The organism is Pararobbsia silviterrae, assembly GCF_003628125.1.
Classification (GTDB): Bacteria; Pseudomonadota; Gammaproteobacteria; order Burkholderiales; family Burkholderiaceae; genus Pararobbsia; species Pararobbsia silviterrae.
Map to the genome: position 1 here is coordinate 400,527 of NZ_RBZU01000001.1, position 18,351 is coordinate 418,877.

At 66.0% G+C, this 18,351-nt stretch carries 18 protein-coding genes; 7 read left to right on the forward strand and 11 right to left on the reverse strand.

What is annotated here, in order from left to right; translation table 11 throughout:
- The first annotated feature begins 133 nt into the window (after window positions 1–133).
- Window positions 134–2,134: a diguanylate cyclase domain-containing protein gene (locus D7S86_RS01755; protein WP_121082646.1), complete on the forward strand. Its 2,001-nt coding sequence runs from the start codon at window positions 134–136 to the stop codon at window positions 2,132–2,134.
- Window positions 2,135–2,163: 29 nt separating this feature from the next.
- Here D7S86_RS01755 and D7S86_RS01760 read toward each other — a convergent pair whose 3' ends face one another.
- On the reverse strand, window positions 2,164–2,586 hold the full coding sequence (locus D7S86_RS01760) for a hypothetical protein (protein ID WP_121084192.1): 423 nt from the start codon (window positions 2,584–2,586) through the stop codon (window positions 2,164–2,166).
- A gap of 252 nt (window positions 2,587–2,838) precedes the next feature.
- Here D7S86_RS01760 and D7S86_RS01765 point away from each other — a divergent pair, with 252 nt between their 5' ends.
- Entirely contained in the window at window positions 2,839–3,108 is a 270-nt protein-coding gene (locus tag D7S86_RS01765) for a GlsB/YeaQ/YmgE family stress response membrane protein (protein ID WP_121082649.1), read from the forward strand.
- A gap of 256 nt (window positions 3,109–3,364) precedes the next feature.
- Here the strand turns inward: D7S86_RS01765 and D7S86_RS01770 are convergent, their stop codons facing one another.
- The gene (locus D7S86_RS01770; protein WP_121082651.1) at window positions 3,365–4,267 is read right to left on the reverse strand and encodes a cation diffusion facilitator family transporter; all 903 of its coding nucleotides are present in this window, start codon (window positions 4,265–4,267) and stop codon (window positions 3,365–3,367) included.
- Here D7S86_RS01770 and D7S86_RS30065 point away from each other — a divergent pair.
- The 4 genes from D7S86_RS30065 (at window position 4,262) to D7S86_RS01795 (ending at window position 6,171) form a co-directional block, all read left to right on the forward strand.
- Window positions 4,262–4,699 (forward strand): hypothetical protein, encoded by a 438-nt coding sequence (locus D7S86_RS30065; protein WP_121082653.1) that lies wholly within the window; start codon window positions 4,262–4,264, stop codon window positions 4,697–4,699. The two genes, D7S86_RS01770 and D7S86_RS30065, sit on opposite strands and share 6 nt — an antisense overlap.
- Window positions 4,700–4,711: 12 nt before the next feature.
- A complete protein-coding gene (locus tag D7S86_RS01780; RefSeq protein ID WP_240647953.1) occupies window positions 4,712–5,068 on the forward strand; it encodes an ArsR/SmtB family transcription factor in 357 nt (118 codons plus the stop codon).
- A gap of 152 nt (window positions 5,069–5,220) precedes the next feature.
- The gene (locus D7S86_RS01785; protein ID WP_240647954.1) at window positions 5,221–5,523 is read left to right on the forward strand and encodes a transposase; all 303 of its coding nucleotides are present in this window, start codon (window positions 5,221–5,223) and stop codon (window positions 5,521–5,523) included.
- A 240-nt stretch (window positions 5,524–5,763) separates the two neighbouring features.
- On the forward strand, window positions 5,764–6,171 hold the full coding sequence (locus tag D7S86_RS01795) for an FKBP-type peptidyl-prolyl cis-trans isomerase (RefSeq protein WP_121082661.1): 408 nt from the start codon (window positions 5,764–5,766) through the stop codon (window positions 6,169–6,171).
- Window positions 6,172–6,192: 21 nt separating this feature from the next.
- On the opposite strand, the gene D7S86_RS01800 is transcribed toward D7S86_RS01795, so the two are convergent.
- The 3 genes from D7S86_RS01800 to D7S86_RS01810 all read right to left on the reverse strand — a co-directional run bounded on the left by D7S86_RS01800 (window position 6,193) and on the right by D7S86_RS01810 (window position 10,962).
- Entirely contained in the window at window positions 6,193–8,268 is a 2,076-nt protein-coding gene (locus tag D7S86_RS01800; RefSeq protein ID WP_121082664.1) for an FUSC family protein, read from the reverse strand.
- Between the two features lie 194 nt (window positions 8,269–8,462).
- A complete protein-coding gene (gene shiA / locus D7S86_RS01805) occupies window positions 8,463–9,779 on the reverse strand; it encodes a shikimate transporter (protein ID WP_121082667.1) in 1,317 nt (438 codons plus the stop codon).
- Between the two features lie 415 nt (window positions 9,780–10,194).
- Entirely contained in the window at window positions 10,195–10,962 is a 768-nt protein-coding gene (locus tag D7S86_RS01810) for a CDP-diacylglycerol diphosphatase (protein WP_121082670.1), read from the reverse strand.
- 167 nt (window positions 10,963–11,129) lie between these two features.
- Between D7S86_RS01810 and pyrE the strand changes: the two genes are divergently transcribed.
- Window positions 11,130–11,645, forward strand: coding sequence for an orotate phosphoribosyltransferase (gene pyrE / locus D7S86_RS01815; RefSeq protein ID WP_121082673.1), 516 nt, complete (start codon window positions 11,130–11,132; stop codon window positions 11,643–11,645).
- 192 nt (window positions 11,646–11,837) lie between these two features.
- Here pyrE and D7S86_RS01820 read toward each other — a convergent pair whose 3' ends face one another.
- From D7S86_RS01820 to D7S86_RS01845, 6 genes are all read right to left on the reverse strand, one after another.
- Window positions 11,838–12,431, reverse strand: coding sequence for a phosphonate degradation HD-domain oxygenase (locus D7S86_RS01820; protein WP_121082676.1), 594 nt, complete (start codon window positions 12,429–12,431; stop codon window positions 11,838–11,840).
- Window positions 12,432–12,484: 53 nt separating this feature from the next.
- A complete protein-coding gene (phnY, locus tag D7S86_RS01825; RefSeq protein WP_420813183.1) occupies window positions 12,485–13,936 on the reverse strand; it encodes a phosphonoacetaldehyde dehydrogenase in 1,452 nt (483 codons plus the stop codon).
- Window positions 13,936–15,198 carry a phosphonoacetate hydrolase gene (gene phnA / locus D7S86_RS01830; protein WP_121082682.1) on the reverse strand — a complete coding sequence of 421 codons (1,263 nt, stop codon included), beginning with the start codon at window positions 15,196–15,198 and terminating at the stop codon, window positions 13,936–13,938. Before phnA ends, phnY begins: the two co-directional genes overlap by 1 nt.
- Window positions 15,199–15,462: 264 nt before the next feature.
- Window positions 15,463–16,314 (reverse strand): 2-aminoethylphosphonate ABC transport system, membrane component PhnV, encoded by an 852-nt coding sequence (gene phnV, locus D7S86_RS01835; RefSeq protein ID WP_121082685.1) that lies wholly within the window; start codon window positions 16,312–16,314, stop codon window positions 15,463–15,465.
- Window positions 16,292–17,230, reverse strand: a complete 939-nt coding sequence (locus D7S86_RS01840; protein ID WP_121082687.1) for a 2-aminoethylphosphonate ABC transporter permease subunit — start codon at window positions 17,228–17,230, stop codon at window positions 16,292–16,294. The genes phnV and D7S86_RS01840 overlap by 23 nt, the downstream gene beginning before the upstream one ends.
- Entirely contained in the window at window positions 17,208–18,323 is a 1,116-nt protein-coding gene (locus tag D7S86_RS01845) for an ATP-binding cassette domain-containing protein (RefSeq protein WP_420813184.1), read from the reverse strand. The genes D7S86_RS01840 and D7S86_RS01845 overlap by 23 nt, the downstream gene beginning before the upstream one ends.
- Between the last annotated feature and the right edge of the window lie 28 nt (window positions 18,324–18,351).

Sequence of the window (18,351 nt, forward strand, 5' to 3'; positions counted from 1 at the left end):
TACTCACCGTCCATGATTGAGCCAGCCCGGCGCGGCCCGAGTCACGACGCCGCGCGGCAATGCGCTTGCCGGCCCGTACGATTCCTTCAGGGGCCTTTCCGACATCTGCACCCTGCGGTCACGGCATAGAACCATGGAACGGTGGTCCCTCAAGTCTCGCGTTGTGTCGATGACCGTCGCGGTGCTCGCAGTGTTGATGCTGTTGTTGATCCTCGTTGCGCGTCACTATTCGAACATCGGCCTGCGGCACGTCCTTCAGGAGCAGCAAGACAATCAGGTCGCGCTCGTGGCGACCCAGCTCGACGACAAGTTCGAACTGCGCATCCGGATCCTGCAGGCCGTTGCCGTGCAGCTTGCCGACTCGATCGATTCGAATCCCGACCGGCTGCTGGCCCTCGCACGGCGCTCGGTCGCGCTGCCCGCTTCGTTCGACTGGCTGCAGTTGCTGGCGCCCGACGGCAGTCGAATCTTCGATACGCGTACGCCATTGGCGCGTTATCCGAGCGCGGTGGATCGCACGTACTTCCGCGAGATCATGGCGGGCGCACCGCATACGATCACCGGACCGCAACTGAGCCGTACGACGGGCCGTCCGGTCGTGACGCTGTCGGTCCCCGTGCTGAGTGCCGACGGGCGCGTCGTCGCCGTGCTCAATGGCGGACTCGATCTTCAGAACCGGAATTTCCTGACCGAACTCGCCAGCATGCGGCCCATGCCGACGAGCGCGTTCTGTCTCGTCACACTGGACTCGCCGTCGGTCTACGTCATGCATCCCGATACGTCGCGGATTCTTGCGCCGGCCCGCGGTGCGCGCGAATCGTGCGGCGAGGATCGCGCGCGGCGACTCTGGACGCTGGGGCCCGCGCTCGCGCCGATCATCTCGCATCGCGGGCTCGAAACGATCCATTGGGAACTCGTCTCGAATCTGCCGCCCGAGGAAGCTTATGTGCCGTTCGCGAATGCGCGGCCGAAGGTCGCCGTCGTGTGTCTCGTCGCGCTCGCGCTCGGCGCGCTGCTCGTCTATGTGATGGTGTGCCGGCTGCTGGTGCCCGTGCAGCAGATGCATCGCGTCGTGCTCCAAAGCGCTCAGGATCCGGATGCCTACAAAGCGCTTGCGACGACGCGCTCGGATGAGGTCGGCGATTTGTCGCGCGCGTTTGCGTCGTTGATGGAGCAACTCGCGATCAAGACCGAAGGCCTGCACGAGGCCGGCAAACTCGCGCTCGAGCGCAAGCAACTGATCGAAGCCATCGCCGATCGCATTCCCGATCTCGTCGCCTATCTCGATCGCGACGAACGCTACGTGTTTGCGAATCGCGCGTACGAGGCGCGATTCGGCTGGTCGGTCTCGGCGATGATCGGGCGTACCGTGCGCGAAGTCTGGGGCGATGCGCTCTATGACGCGTATGTCGCGCCGAACATGGCGTTGGCGCGCCTCGGCGAACCCGTGTCGTTCGACTATGTCTGGCAGTCGCCGAGCGGGCCGCGCACGTTCGAGGTCATGTACAAGCCCGTCAGGGATGCCGACGCGTGCGTCGCCGGTATTCACGTCTATTCGCGCGATGTCACCGACGAACGCGAAGAGCTTCGGCGTCTCGAACAAACGACGCTCGTCGATCATCTGACGGAACTGCTCAATCGCAAGGGTTTCGATCGCCGCTTCGCGGAGGCATTCGAGCGCGCGCATGAGACCCGGCATGAGACCCGGCAGCCGATCGCATTGCTGCTCGTCGATCTCGACGATTTCAAGGACGTCAACGACACGTTCGGGCACGCGCGCGGCGATCGCCTGCTCGGCCTCGTGGCCGCCCGTCTCGAAGGCTGCGTCAGTGCGCTCGACGCCGTCGCGCGGATCGGCGGCGACGAATTCGCGGTCGTGCTCGAACGCGTGGTCGCGCCGCATGCGGTCGACACGGTCGCGCTGCGGATCGTGCGTGCGCTCTTGGAACCCTATGAGATCGACGGATGCGTCGTGCGTTGCAGCGCGAGCGTCGGCGCGGCGATTCACGATCCGCGCGACAGCAGTTCGCCCAATGAGCTGTTCATGCGCGCCGACACCGCGCTCTATGCCGCAAAGCATGCGGGCAAGGGCCAATACACCTTGTTCGACCACCATCGCGCTCGCGCGGTCTGACGGCGCGGACCGGCTCCGTGTCGGCGGGCTTACGGTTTTTTCCGTGGGGTTTTGCGCGCGCGCGATGCGGCGCCGCTGCGTTTGCGCGATCCGGGCTCGACGCCGATGCGTGCGTCGCGGCGCCCGACGAGACGCGCGAGCTTGAGCGCGATCGATTCGAATTCCGGATGGGTTTGCGATACGTAGAGCCACTTGCCGATCACGGGATGGACGACGAGTTCCGGAACGTCGTCGAGCAGGCTCGCGTGATGATCCTGCGATGTGCAGACGGCGAGGCCGTTCCAGGGTTCCTCGCCTTGCGAGACCGCGAGACACAGCAGGCCGTCGAGATATGCGGCGTCCATCATGAAGAACTTGCGCGTCATGAAGCCGGGATCGTCTTCGAGCGATTCGAAGACCCAGAACAGCGGGCTCACGCGCCGGACTTTGGGATTCAGGTCGATCGGTTTCATCGGATGACTCGTGTAGGGCCAGCGGGAGGCGCACGGCGTGCAGGCGGTGTTGGCGCGCCGTGAGGCCATCGCGAACGGCCCGATGCACGCGGAGCGGCGGGCGATGCCGTCGGCACGATCGTCTATTGTGCGGGAATTGCCCGGGGGCGGTCGGATTCAGTAGTACGATAGCCGTGTCCGGCCTCTAGCCGGGCGAAGTCAATGAAGCCCCGAACTCCGCATTTCAAGTCTCTTCCCAGGTAGGAGGTAACCATGGAACACGCTTCGCACGGCATCATCTTCTGGATCATCATCGGCGGTATTGCAGGCGCATTGGCAGGACGGATCGTCGATGGCGGCGGGTTCGGTATTCTGATGGACATCATCGTCGGCGTGGTCGGCGCGTTTATCGGCGGCTGGCTCGGCGGCGTGCTCGGCATCAGTCTCGGCGGCGGTATCCTCGGATCGTTGCTCACGGCGTTGATCGGCGCGGTCGTGCTGCTCGCGATCCTGCGGCTGCTCGGGCGAGGGCGCAGCGCTTAGTACGGATGCGCCGCGGGCGTTCGAGATGGGCGCCCGAAGCAGGTAAGCAGCGCGTCTTGAGGTCCGTTCGGACGTGCCTGACGTGCGGCTTGAATACCTGGCGTATCACTGAATATCGGGCGCGAAGCGCGTGCGGCCCGGTTTGAACCGAATCGGCGCGCGGTATGCCGATTCGGCTTCGATATGTATCGATTCGCATCGCAGTGCATCGATTCGCGTGGCTGATCCGCGCGGCTGATCCGTGCTCGATGTGACCCTAAGCGCAATGCGGCCGGGCATCGTGTTCGTCGTGTGCGTGCCCCGCGTCGATGCAGTCTTCGTCCTCGATTTGCACGGTCACGTGCGTGATGCCGTAACGCTGCTCCAGCCGCCGCTGCACCGCGATCACGACCTCGCGCGCCGTCGCGCCGGGCATCGGGTGCACGTGCAGCGTGAGCAGATGCTGTTCGGCCGTGATCGACCACGCATGAATATGGTGTGCGTCGCGTACGACGTCGACGTGATGTTCGAGATCGGCCTTGATCTCCGCGAGATCGATGCCTTCGGGTGTCCCTTCGAGCAGGATGTGCGCCGACGATTTGACGATACCCCACGCGCTTTTGAGAATGATGAGCGCGACGAAGATCGAGAGGATCGGATCGATCGGCGTCCAACCCGTGAAGAGAATCACGACGGCCGCGACGATCGCGGCAGCGGAGCCGAGCATGTCGCCGAGCACGTGCAGCCATGCGCCGCGCAGATTCAGATTCTCGCGATTGCCGCCGTGCAGGATCATGAACGCCGCGATATTGGCCGCGAGACCGATGACGGCGACGACGAACATCGTGCGTCCGGCGACGGGCACGGGCGCCGCGAAGCGCGCGATCGCTTCATAGACGATCCAGGCCGCGATCACGAACAGCGCACAGCCATTGACGAACGCGGCGAGAATTTCGAGCCGCTTGTAGCCATACGAGAGTTCGGCCGTCGCGGGGCGCTTGCCGTACTGAATCGCGAGCCAGCTGAAGCCGAGCGCGGCGGCGTCGCTGATCATGTGACCGGCGTCGGCGAGCAGCGCGAGCGACCCCGACAGCACACCGCCGACGACCTCGACGATCATGAACGCCGCGATGATCGCGAAGGCCCAGCCGATGCGCCGCTGATCGGTGACGCCATGCAAGTGGTCGTGGCCCGCATGGCTATGACCGGCGTGATGATGGCCCGCATGACGGTGCCCCGCGTGATCGTGATCGGCGTGCGCGTGATCGACTTGGTTGTTACCCACGTGATCGTGATCGGCATGACGGTGATCGGCGCACGCGTGATCCGCGTGTCTGTCACCCGTGTGATCGTGGTCGGCGTGATCGTGACCTGCTTGGCCCCGACCCGAATGATTGTGGCCCGTTTGGCCGTGGTCGGCGTGGCGGTGGTCCGCATGATCCCCGTCGCGATCATCATGCGCAGGGTCATGTGCATGACCCTGCGCGTCGTGGTCTTCTTCGGCGCGCGGGGGCTGTGTCATGGGTTTCGTGGCGGGCGCGCGATGCAGGTCATCGGCCATGGCAAATCTCGCTTGATCAATACGTCAAGCACGCATTATATAGACGTATAAACGTTCGTTGATATGAATAAATCTGGAGCGACGATGCGCGCAGCGGACTTGAGCGACGATCAGATCGTCGAACTCGCCGAGATGTTTCGCCTGATGGGAGATCCGAGCCGTCTCAGGATCATCGCGGCCTGCCTGGCCGAGCCGACCTATGTGTCGGACCTCGCGGCGCGGCTTGGACTGTCGCAGCCGCTCGTGAGCCATCATTTGCGGCTTTTGCGCGCCGCGCGCGTGCTGCGCGCCGAACGCAAGGGCAAGCAGATGTTCTACGAGGCGGCCGACGAGCACGTCACGCGCGTCATCGACGACATGGCCGCGCACGTTTGCGAACACCCGGCTTCGGATCTCGAAGACGGTATGCGATCTGACTAGATCAATCTGGTCATATCGCGTCGAAACCGTTCAGGATCGTTCCGATCCGCAGGCCCATTTTCATTTGTAGGTAAATAGGACGAATCGGAGACTTTCCGGCCGTAATGTTGAACGCAGGGCTGCAAAGACAGCGAGTTCACCAGGGGGCCAACATGACTCATCTCGACGATGCCGAATGGGCGCGTATCGCACATTTGTTCGACGAACCGCGTTCGCGCAAGGGCGCCGGACGCCCGTGCGCCAATCCGCGCGCGATTCTCGACGCGATCCGCTGGGTCGAGCAGACGGGTGAACGCTGGCTCCATCTCCCTGCCTCGTTTCCCCCCCAGCAGACGTGCTATATGAAATTCCTTCAGTGGCGCAAGGACGGCCGAATCGCCGAGGTCGAGCGTCTGCTCGGCACGGTTGCGCAAGACGACGCGTCGGTCGAGCCGGCGCGTCAACAGGCGGCCTGAAACGCGCGGTCGGCGCCGCGCGCCGCGTGCGCGAGGCGCGTCTGGGGCATCGAGGCTCGCCGCGCGACGCGCGGTGTCTCCGGGCGTCCGATGCGCGATTCGAATCCTTCGGAAAGTCGAAGCCGTCGATGCTCGACGCACGTTCGTCGGCGGCGCGCGGCCGCGTACCGATCGTGCGTTTGAATGACACGCACGGCCGATACAATAGGCGCCCCTCTTCCTTTCCGATTGGAGAACTCCATGAAGTCTCGCGTGGCCCTGCTCGTCTCGATGATCGTCTCCGCCGCGTGCGCCACGAGCGCACTGGCCGGTACGATCGAAAAACTGCCCTCGGGCGTGATCGTCGAGCACCTCGTCGACGGCAACGGCCCGAAGCCCGCCGCATCGAGCACGGTCAAGGTCAACTATCGCGGCACGCTTGCGAACGGCACGGAGTTCGATAGCTCGGCCAAGCACGGCGGCGCGGCGACGTTTCCGCTCGATCACGTGATCCCGTGCTGGACGCAAGGCCTGCAGACCGTCAAGGTCGGCGGCAAGGCCAAGCTCACGTGCCCGGCGGCGACCGCTTATGGCGACCGCGGCATCGGCCCGATCCCGCCGAACAGCCAGCTGACGTTCGAAGTCGAGCTCGTCGGCATCGTCAACTAAGATCGGCCGAACCAGGCCAAGCTAAGCCGGGCTCGCCGCGACACGCAACGACGTCGGCGGCGGCGTATCCGGAAACGTCGCGAGCCGCAGCGAAATCAGCGTGTGCATGACCTTCGCGGGCTCGCCGCGCGCCGCGGGCTCGATCGACCGATCGAGCGCCGCGTCGATGGCCTCGAGCAGGCTATGCGGCGGAATCTGCCGCGTGTTGTGCTCGACGCAGCGTTCGAAATGCGCGCGCACGCCGACGAGCACATCGTCGATCGCGGCATGCAGGCGCGGATCGGCGATTTCGCGTTCGACCTGAAGATCCAGCACATTGAGTCCGACGCGCATATCGCGAAACGTCTCGACCTGCGGGTGCAGACGATCGGGCGCATCGGTCGACGCGAGCCGCGGCAGCAATTGCAGCAGCCGATCGAGCATGCGCGCCGCCATCTCGCGCTGCGTCGCCAGCGCGTGAGGCGAGGCCGCGAGCACGAGATCGTTCCAGCTCGACCGCGTGAGCCGCCGCGCGGAAAGCTCCGCGCCGAACGGTCGCGTGACGCGGACCCAGAGATACGCGAACAGCAGCCCGACTTCGGCCGACAGATTGCCGTTCAGAAACGTCTCGAAGTTGGCTTCGTACGCGCTCTGCAAACTGATGAACGTCGCGGTCGAGAACGCCACGACGCCCGCGGTCTGGCTGAACTTCGGATTCGGTATCAGCGTGCCGATGCAGATGAACGGCACGGCGAATGCCACGACGACCATCTCGAACGTATGGATGTTCGGCAGCACGACGAACAGATAGACGCCCGCGACGACGATGCTGATCGACGACGCGATAAAAAAGCGAAACACCTGCGGCGCGGGATCGTCGAGCGCCGCGAAAAAGCAGCAGGCGACGGCGCCGAGCGAGACGCCGCCCGCGCCGTCGACCCAGCCCGTTTCGATCCAGAGCACGGAGCCGACGAGCACCGCGAGCACGGTCGACAGCGTCGAGAACAGCATCATGCCGTAGTCGAAGTACGGCTTGACGACGCCGATGCGCCAATGGCGGAACTGCGGCGCCCACGAGCGCGTTTCGTCGACGCTGATCGCGTGCTGGAGCGTGACGCAGTCTTCCCAGATGTCGACCATGAACTTGAGCCGCCACAACACCGTCGAGAGCAGCGCGGCGTGCCAGTGTTCGAGCGTTTCGCGCGGCGGTTCGAGGCTTGCGATCTCTTCGCGGAGCTCACGCGCGACGAGGCGTACCGTGCTGTCCGCGTGCGAACCCGGCTTGCGCCGCGTGTCCTCGATCCAGACCGACAGGCGCTCGACGACGTCGCGCATCGTCGCGGCTTCGCGCGTCGGCTCGGCGAGCAGGCTGCGCAGCGGGTCGGAGAGCGCCGAGATGATCGGCAGCAGCAGCGACATGCGCGCGCGCAGCTCGCGCGCCTGAAGCACGATGTCGGGCCGCGTGCCGTCGTACGAAAGCTGACTCAGCAGGAATTCGAGCGAGTTGATCATCGTCGCCATGCGCTGGCGGCTGTCGGTCGAGGCTTTCTCGGCCGTGCGTCCCGCGAGCGTTTCGCGTGCGTAGACGGCCGCGTCGCGGAACCAGGCGGCCGTGCGTTCGCCGAGCACGGGCGCGAGCTTCGACGGAAACACGATCGAATTGACGACCGCGCCGCACGTGATGCCGAGAATGATCTCCTCCGAGCGCGTGATCGCGACGTCGAAGATGCCTTCGGGAGCGTTGACGGTCGGCAACGCGATGAGCGCGAGGCTATAGCCCGCGAGCAGAAACACGTAGGACCGCGCGGTCCGGTCGGTCATGGCGAGATACAGCATGACGCCGATCCAGAGCGCGGACGCCAGGCTCAGCACGAACGGCATTTCGACGAGCGGGGGCACGAGCAGCACCGAGACGGCCGCGCCGAGCAGCGTGCCGAGCGCGCGATAGAGCGCCTTCGATGTCGTCGCGCCGACGAAGGGATTCGAGACGATATAGACCGTGGCCATCGCCCAGTAGGGCCGCGGCAACTCCGACGCGAGCGCGATATACAGCGCGAGCATCGCGGCGACGAACGTCTTGATTGAGAAAATCCAGTCTCGGGTCGAGGGCAGCGTCATGTCCAATGATCGATTCGACGATCCGCAGAGTATGCGGGCGGACGATGGCGCCGTGCAGGGCTCGGACGCAATTTTTTCCGACGTCGCGCGAGGGCTTGCCTCGCGGCGACGGTGGGAGATGCCGCCGCATTCGCGCGCGACGCGGCGTCGTTCGGATCGACGCCGGGAGGGTCAGTGCAGCCGGCTCGACCGGCTTATTCCGCGCCTTCCGGGCGCTTCATGCAGGCCGCGACGATCAGCGAGATCAGGCAGCCGCCCGCGAGATACGCGGCGACCGGATGCCACGAACCGCCGGCCAGGCTCACGAGCCCGACCGCGATGAACGGCGTGAACCCGCCGCCGACGACGCTCGCGAATTGATACCCGACGCCCGCGCCGCTGTAGCGGTAGGCCGTGCCGAAGAGTTCGGTGAACAGCGGCTGCTGAACGCTGACGATGAGGTCGTGCGCGCCGTTGGCGAGCATGACCGCGAAGATCACGATCCAGACGGTCGAGCGCGCATCGAGCGCGAGGAAGAACGGCACCGCCGAGGCAAGACCGATGACGGCGCCGATCATATAGATCCGGCGCAGGCCGAAGCGGTCGGCGCACAGGGCGAAGATCGGAATCGTCACGCAGCTCACGGCGCCGACGAGCAGGCCGATGTTGAGGAAGAACTCGCGCGGCATGCCGAGATTCGTCGTCGAATAGCTGAGCGCGAATGCCGTGACGATGTACATCGTGAACAGCTCGGCGAGCCGCAGCGCGATGATCAGCAAGAAGGCCTTCGGATGATTGCGCAGCGCCTGCAGGACCGGCAGACGGACCTTCTTGTGGCCGCGCTCGACGGTGTCGACGAACTCCTGCGATTCCTCCATGCTCGACCGGACCCAGAGGCCGATCAGCACGAGCACGACGCTGAACAGGAACGGCAGGCGCCAGCCCCAGGACTTGAACGCGGCGTTCTCCATCGTCGCGCTGAGCAGCGAGATGATGCCCGTCGACAGGATCAGACCCACGCCATAACCGACCTGCACACCGCTGCTGAAGAACGCCTTGCGGTTCGTCGGCGCGCTTTCGACGGCCATCAGCGCGGCGCCGCCCCATTCGCCCCCGACCGCGAAGCCCTGGATCGCGCGCAGCAGCACGAGCAGCGCCGGCGCCCACCAGCCGATCGTCGCGAACGTCGGCAGCAGGCCGATCGCGGCTGTCGAGAGGCCCATCATCATGACGGTCAGCACGAGCATCCGCTTACGGCCGAGCTGGTCGCCGAAGTGGCCGAATACGATGCCGCCGAGCGGGCGGAACAGGAAGCCAACGCCGAATGTCGCGAACGCCGCGAGCGTGCCCATCGCCGGGCTGACCTTCGGGAAGAATTCGCTGTTGAAGATCAGCGCGGCGACGATGCCGTAGAGCAAAAAGTCGTACCAGTCGACGACCGCGCCGACAAAACTGCCGAGCGCGGCCTTGCGCGCGCGCGAGGCTGACGTGCCGGCCGACGCCGAAACGGGGGTGTTTATCGCGAGGGTCATGCTGTCTCCAATCCATGTCCATGCATGAGCGAGCGTTGCGCGGGCTTCGTCATGCGTCGGTGCGGTCTGCGCGCGGGGCATCGGTGGCCGGGTGGATCGCTCGGGATCGGGAAGGCGCGCAGCGTTTGCCGGTTTGCCTTCGGCAGCGCGGGGCTGGCGGGACATCCGGATGCCAGAAGGTAGCCACGGCGATCGTTTCGCACAAGTGATATTTGTGACAGACGATCGTTTATCGAACGATGGGGCGCGTTTATCGAACGAAACGCGGGTTATGCCGAGCAGGGCGCGAGGCGGGGTCGAGCGCGGCCGGACGGCCTGCAGGCATGGTGCGACGCGGTATGGGCGCGTGCGGCCGCGTTCGTGCCGCGCGGCTCGTCGCGGCACGCGCGGCGACCGTCACGATCGCGGCACGGCTTCAATGCCGTCGTGCGATCGTGCAATCGTGATCGAGCAGTTCTTCGGACGACGCGCGGTCCAGACCGTCCACGCGATCGTTGAGCACGATAAAGCCGGGCTGCCCGTCGGCGAGCGTGGTGCCCGTCACGAGCAGCGTCTGGTCGCCCATGGCCTCGCCGCGCGATGCGATGTCGGCCGCGAGGGCCTTGAACGGGTCGTCGCGTTCGAGCGTCGCCTCGTCGATCACGCGCGCGCGGTAGCGATGTCCTTCGAGCGCGACGGGCAGCGTGCGCCATGCGGCGTCGAGCGTGCCGCGTTGCGCCGCGAGCGCATCGGCGACGTCGGGCCGCATGCAGTCGATATGGATGTGCAGCTGATTCTGCGTCCGGCCGCTCGCCGAGTTGATCGCGAGTCCGACTTCGTCGCGCCGCAGCGGTACGTCGAGTTTCTGCTCGACATAGCTGCGCGCATGCCACGCATCGGGCCAGTAGTTCGGCGCATCGGCGTCGAGCAGCGCGGGACTTTCGATGCCGCTCACGCGCCGCGTCGGGATCAGCAGGTACTGTGCGACGCCGTTGATGTCCTTGAGCAGCGCATAGCCGCCGCGCATATCGACGTACGCGCACGCGTTCTGGCCGGCGCCCGTCTCGGCGGCCGGCACGCATTTCTGGCTCACGATCTGCCAGAGCGCGTCGGGGTTCGCGGCGTGGGCCGCCAGCGCGACGAGACCCGTCAGACACAGCGCGCCGGCGGCGCAGGCGGTTCGTTTGAGGCGATTCAAGATCATGGCGAAAAGTGTTTGAAGGACGCGAGCGCGCGGCCGCGATCGGCATCGTGCCATTGTCGCAACGGCGCGGCAGGGCATGGCAGGGCGCGCGGACGGAAGGCGCGCGCCCGTCCATGGTAAATTCTTGCCCGCGCAAATACCGTCATATCGCAATAGAAAGGGCGTCCATGAACATTCCCAAACGCATCCGCGAAGTCTCGAAGCTGACCGGCGACTTCCTGCTTCGGTCCGGCAAGCGGAGCAACGTCTACTTCGACAAATACCGTTTCGAATCCGATCCGGTCCTGCTCAAGGCGATCGCCGAGGCGATGGCGCCGCTGATCCCGGCCGGCACCGAAGTGCTCGGCGGCCTTGAAATGGGCGGCATTCCGATCGTCACGATGCTCAGTCAGGTCACGGGACTGCCCGCCGCGTTCATTCGCAAGGAAGCCAAGGAATACGGCACGTGCCAGTACGCCGAAGGCGCCGAACTCAAGGGCCGCAAGATCGTGCTCATCGAGGACGTCGTGTCGAGCGGCGGCGCGATTTCCGATGCCGTTGAAAAGCTGCGCCGCGATGGCGTGCCCGTCGATCTGACGCTCTGCGTCATCGATCGCGAAACGGGCGGGAAGGAAAATCTCGCGGCGATCGGCATCGAGCTCAAGGGGCTCTATACGTTCTCCGAGATCGACGGCGCCGAATAGTCGGACGCACCGGACGCATCGAACGCACCGGACCGATGGGTTCCGGTCGCGGTTCCGGTCCCGTCGGGCTCGGCCGCATTGCGCGATCGAACGCGGTGCGGCATCGGCGGCGACCCTCGCTCGACATCGCCGCGCCGCACGCGCGGCCACCGTGCCAGCGGCGCATTCAGGCATCGCATGCCGGCGTCGCATTCAGACGAGTCCGGTCGCCGTCTTGTCCTGCTGTTTGTCCTGCATATAGCGCGCCGACACGCTCGCCACACGCGCGATGTAGTGTTCGAGATCGGGCGTATCGAGTCCTTCGACCTTCGCCTGGTCGTCCCAGCGCCGCAATTGCAGCGCATCGTGCGCGTAGGGTTTCGCGAGAAACGCCTGGGCCTCTTCGATGCTGAAGACGCCCCCCTGCAGCTTGAGGCTGCGGACCGAATCCGCCGAAAGCTTGGCGAAATATCCGTCGTCGATCGCGCAGAGACAGCGTTTCGCATCGACGTGGAGCCGAATCGGTTCGAGCACGGCCTCGGGCAGCACGCGCCGCAGGAACGGCAGCGCGAAGTACTGATGCTGGTCGTCGATGCCCTGCACGGTCGGCGATTCGCCTTGCAGGTTCAGCAAATGGCCGAGGTCATGAAGGAAGGCCGCGACGACGAGTTCCTCGCGTGCGCCGGCCTGCTCGGCCAGCATCGCCGATTGCAGCGCGTGCTCGAGCTGCGTGACCGGTTCGCCGCTATAGGCAATGCCGCCATGTGAGCCGTAAAGCTGGCGGATGTCGTCGATACTCAATGCCATGCTGTGTTTTCCAAAGTGCCCCGGGCCTGTCGCCAGGCCCTGTCCGGATTCGGTCAGCCCCAGGGTAAGGAAAACGTCTTCAGGTTCGTAAAGCTCTTCATCGCTTCCTGCACGCCTTCCTTGTACCCGAGCCCCGAATCCTTGATACCACCGAATGGTGACAATTCGATTCGATAGCCGGGCACTTCCCATACGTTGACGCTGCCGACCTGAAGCTCGTCGACGAAGCGCCGGATCAGATCGAGCCGGTCGGTGCATAGACCCGACGACAGGCCGTATGCCGTGCCGTTGCTGATACGTATCGCGTCGTCGATCGTATCGAACGCGATGATCGGCGAGACGGGCCCGAACGTCTCTTCGCGCACGACGGTCATGGCCGGATCGACGCGGTCGATGACGGTCGGCGCATAGTTCGCGCCGTGTCGCACGTTGCCCGCGAGCAGGCGCGCGCCTTGCGCGAGCGCTTCGTTGACGCGCGCCTCGAACAGCGCCGCCGCGCGTTCGTCGATGACCGTCCCCATTTCCTTGTTTTCGTCGAACGGGTCGCCGTACGTCCAACGTCGCGTCAAGTCGACGACGCGCTCGGTAAAGGCCGGCGCGATCGAGCGCTGAACCAGCATGCGCTTGACGGCCGTGCAGCGTTGTCCGGAATTCCGATACGAACCCTGGACCGCGAGCGCGGCCGCGCGATCGAGATCGGCGTCCTCGAGCACGATCAGCGGATCGTTGCCGCCCAGTTCGAGCACGACACGGCGATACCCGGCGCGCGCGGCGATCCGTTTGCCGATCGCCACGCCGCCCGTGAACGTGACGAGCTGCACGCGCGCGTGCGTGACGAGCTCGTCGGCGATCTCGCCGGGGTCGCCCGTGACGACTTGAAGCATCGGTTCAGGCAGGCCGGCTTCATAGAGGAGTTCGGCAAGATAGTAGGCCGACAGCGGGACCTTTTCCGAGGGCTTGAGTACGACGCGATTGTTCGTCGCGATCGCGGGCGCGACCTTGTGCGCGACCTGGTTCATCGGGTGATTGAACGGCGTGATCGCGACGATGACGCCGTCGAGCGGCTCGTGCTGCGTGAACACCCGGCGCGCCTTGCCGTGCGGTGTCAAATCGCACGAGAACGCCTGGCCGTCGTCACGCAGCGCTTCCTTCGCGGCGAACTGGAACACGTCGGCCACGCGTCCGATCTCGTATCGCGTGTCTTTCTTCGAGAGTCCCGATTCGCGCGTGATCAGATCCGAGGCGGTTTCGATGCGCTCGCGCACGAGCGCGGCCGCGCGTTCGAGGATCTGCGCGCGTTCGAAGCGCGTGAGGTGCGCGCGGTACGCATCGGCCGTCTCGATCGCGCGGCGCACGTCGTCGACGCTCGCCATCGGCACCGTGCCGACGCGCTGGCCCGAGAAGGGATCGCATACATCGAGGGTGCGCGCGCGGTGTTCGCGCCGGCCACCGATCAGCATCGACGCGGCGCGGAATGCGGGGTGTTCGTGAGTGGCGGTCGACATCATGCGTCCAGATGATTGAGCGCAATCTCGATGACATCGAAGTTGCGCAGCCGCGCGCGGTTCGGCGCGAGCGTCGCGGCGCGATTGAAGATCAAGGGCACGGTCTGCTCCGACAAGCCGCCGTGCGAGCGCAGCGGCACCGTGAGCCCCGACAGATCGTGATCGGCTTCGCGCGTGCCGAGCACGACATGGACGTCGGCGATCACGACGAGATCGCCGATGCGATCGGCGGGCAGCTCGAAGCGCTCGGCCGCGGCCGCGTTATCGAGCACGAGTTGCACGCCCGGTCGTGTCGCGATCCATGCGGCCACGCGCTTCACGTCGGCGTCGGCGCGGTCGTCGAGATAGACCGTCGCGAACGAGCCGAGGGCGCCGTGATGCACGACATACGGGTCCGTGATCGGCAGGATCACGCGCGAACGCGCGGCGCCGAGAAACCCGTCGAGCGCATCCTGCAGATAGATCACGTTGGGTTGGCCCGACGCGGGGTCGTGCTTCGCGTTCATGCCGTGATCGGCGGTCAGGCCGATGCGCGCGCCGAGCGCATCGAAACGCGCGAGATAGCGGTCCATCATCGCGTAGAACGCGTTCGCGCCCTCGCTGCCCGGCGCGCATTTGTGCTGGACGTAGTCTGTCGTCGACAGATACATGAGGTCGATCGGACGCGTTTCGAGCAGACGCACGCCGGCCGCGAACACGAACTCGGACAGCGCGGCGCTGTAGACGTCGGGCACGGGTTGACCGACGAGTTCGAGCACGTCGTCGATGCCGTTGTCCGCGAGGCTCGCTCGATCGGCTTTCTCGGCCGAGAAGCAGATCCCGTCGAGTCCGGCGCCGAGCAAGCGCTGAAGTTTGTCCTTCGCGGTGACGACCGCGACCCGGGCGCCTGCCTGCGCCGCCGCGGCCAGGATCGTTCCCGCGCGCAGATAGGCGGGGTCGTTCATCATGACTTCGGCGCCGCGGCCGTCGTTCGCGGCCGGATCCCAGAAGTAGTTGCCGCAGATGCCGTGCACCGACGGCGGCGCGCCGCACACGATCGACAGGTTGTTCGGATTCGTGAACGACGGGATCACGCAGTCGCATTTGAGCGCCGTGCCGCGCGCGAGCATCGAACCGATGAACGGCGCGACGCCGGCCGCGACGGCCGCTTCGAGATAGTCGTACTCGCAGCCGTCGACGCAGACGATGACCGTCGGCGTGACGGGCAGCCGGTAGGCGCGGCCGTTGACGGTGATTTCGGACGCAGGGTCGCGTGCAGTCATGCTCGTATCCTCAAGTGCGGCGATTCAGTGTTCGTTCATTCGATGCGGCTTGCCGATGCGCCGCTCGCGAGAGATTGAATAGATTGCCGCATTGTGCAACATATATACACGGTTTGCCACATTTTCGGGTGTGATGCGGGATGGCAGATCCGAGTCCGCGATCCCGCTCGGGTGCGTCTATACGGCCCCTCCGGGATCGCCCGCACATGCGGGCGGATGCGCGACGCGGGCCGGCGCCGCGCTTACTTCAAACTCATCACGCACTCACGCCGCGCGTCGGCGCGGCATCCGGACCGCGATCAACGAGAGCGCCGCGAGCGAGGCGACCAGCATGATCAGCGACAACGCCGAAGCCGGCAGGTAATAGCCGCGTTCAACCTGGCCGACGACGACGATCGGTACGGTCGCGAAGCCCGGCGGATAGACGGTCAGCGTCGCGCCGAGTTCGCCGAGCGACAGCGCGAAACCGAGCGCGAGGCTGGCGCGCAACGCGGGCACGAGTTGGGGCAGCACGACCGCGCGCAGCACCATCGACGGCGGCGCCCCGAGACTCGCGGCGGCTTCGCGCAGCACCGTGAGTTCGGGACGCAACGCGGCCGCCGCGCAGCGATAGCAGAACGGCAGCACGAGCGCGAGCTGCACGAGCACGACGATGGCCGACGAACTCGACAGATCGACGGGGCGCTTGTGATACGCGATGAGCACCGCGAGGCCGAGCACGACGCTCGGCACGCCGTTGGGCAGCATCGCGATCGTATCGACGAGCGCACCGAGCCCCTTGCGGTCGCGGCCTTCGAGCGCGAGCGCGAGCCAGACGCCGAGCAGCGTGCCGAGTCCGGCGACCGCGAAGCCGACGACGATGCTCGTCGTCAGCGCATCGAGATCGCTGCCGCCGAGCCGTTCGAACCAGCGCAGGCTGAAGCCGGTCGGCAGGATCGTGCCCGACCAGTGCGAGGCCACGCTCGACAAGCCGACCACGACGACCGGCAGCACGAAGAGCCAGAAGCAGACCAGCGCGGCGAGGCCGACGCCGAGGGCGGACAGCGCGCGGCGCGCCCGGTGCCGTCGAGGCGTCACGCGTGGCGGCGCGGCGTCAGCGGGATGTGCGTTGGACATGGCGTTGATTGACCTGGCGATAAAGCATGTAGAGCGATACGGACATCGCGAGCATGAGGACCGCGCCGGCCGCGGCCGCGTTGAGATCGAGATCGACCGTCGCCGAGCTGAAGATCGCAACGGGCAACGTCACGAGCCGCGCGCTGCCGAGTACGAGCAGGATGCCGAATTCGTTGAGCGTAAGCAGGAAGCACAGGATCGTGCCGGCCGCGATGCCGGGCCACGCGAGCGGCAGTACGACGCGCAGGGCGACCATCGCGCCGTTCGCGCCGAGGCTGCGCGCGGCCTCGATCAGGCGCATGTCGAGCAACGCGAACGAGGCGAGCGTCGGACGCACGACGAACGGCGCGAAGAAGACGACCTCGGCGAGCACGACGCCCCATCGCCCGAACAGGAAATCGAGCGGCGGGACGTCGAGATGCAGCCACTGCGCGAGCGCGATGCTGACCGATCCCTGGGTGCCATAGAGAAAGATCAGCGTGAATGCGACGAGAAACGACGGAAACGCGACGAACAGCTCAAGAAAGCGCGTCAGCAGGCGTGCGCCCGGGAACGGTTTGAAGTGCAGCAGCGCGGCGATCGAGACGCCGAGTATCGATGCGATGCCCGCGCTCGTCACGAGAATGCCGAGCGTGGTCCGGATGATGCCGCCCGCGTCGCCGGTGCCGAAGAAGCGCGCGTACGGCGCGAAACTCGCTCCGTGCTCGCCCGTCACGCTGAGGATCATCAGGCGGCACAGCGGGTAGATGATGATCGGCCCGAGCGCGAACACGAGCAGGAACAGCATCTGCCACCATGCGGCGCGTTCGCGGCGGCGGCGCATGAGCGTCTGACGCGGCACATGCGGGTTCAATGCGTCGGCGACCGCGGCTTCGGCGAGCGCCGCATTTGGTTCACGGACGGATGAGTACGACATCGTCGACCTCATATCGAAGCGAAACGCGATCGCCGCGTATCGGTGTGCGCCCGGCGCCGTGCTGCATCGACACGAGCGCCGGGACGCCGGGCATCGCATCGAGCTCGACCGCCACCGACAACGTCGCGCCGTACCAATCGACGGCGCTGATCGTGCCGTGCAGCGGACTCGAGCCCAAGGCATCGATCTTCAGTTGTTCGGGACGCAGGCAGGCGAGTTTTTCGCGCTCGGCGTGACGCGCGTCGCCGATCGGAAAGACGAGCGAAGGCGCGAGCAGGTTCGCCGCGCCGAGATAGCGCGCGACGAAGCCGTCGGCCGGGTTTTCGTACAGCGCTTGCGGCGTGCCGAGCTGCGCGATGCGGCCGTCGCGCATCAGCAGCGTGCGGTCCGACAGCACGAGCGCGTCGTCCTGATCGTGCGTGACGCAGACGATCGTGAGATCGGGCAGACGCTCGTGAAGCGATTTGAGCTCGGAGCGCACGGATGCGCGCAGATTCGCGTCGAGCGCCGACAAGGGCTCGTCGAGCAACAGCACATCGGGTTCGATGACGAGCGCGCGCGCAAGCGCGACGCGTTGTTGCATGCCGCCCGAAAGCTGCGCGGGCATCAGATGGCCCGCGTCGCCGAGCTGCACGAGCTTGAGCGCATCGGCGACGCGGCGCGCAATGTCGCCGCGCTTGACGCGACGCGCGCGCAGTCCGAATGCGACGTTGTCGAACACGCTCAAGTGGGGGAACAGCGCATAGCTCTGGAACAGCAGGCCCAGATTGCGCTGATGCGGCGGCGCGTCCGTGAGGTCGCGCCCGGCGACCGTCAGGCGACCTGTCACGTAGTCGGCCTCGACGAAACCGGCGATGAACCGCAGCAACGTAGTCTTGCCGCAGCCGCTGCGTCCGAGCACCGTCAGGAGTTCGCCGCGTTCGAGCGTCAACGACAAATCGTCGAGCACCGCGCGCTCGCCGAAGCGCACGGTGAGCCGGTCGATCTGCACGCCCGCTGCGCGTGTCGTGTCGCGCGCCGCGGCGCGGTCGCGGTCGCGGTCGAGCGCGCGCGGTTCCGCGCTCAACGTCGAGGGAGGGCTGGCAAAATTCACCGGTTCGATCTCCTGCATGTCGTGCGAG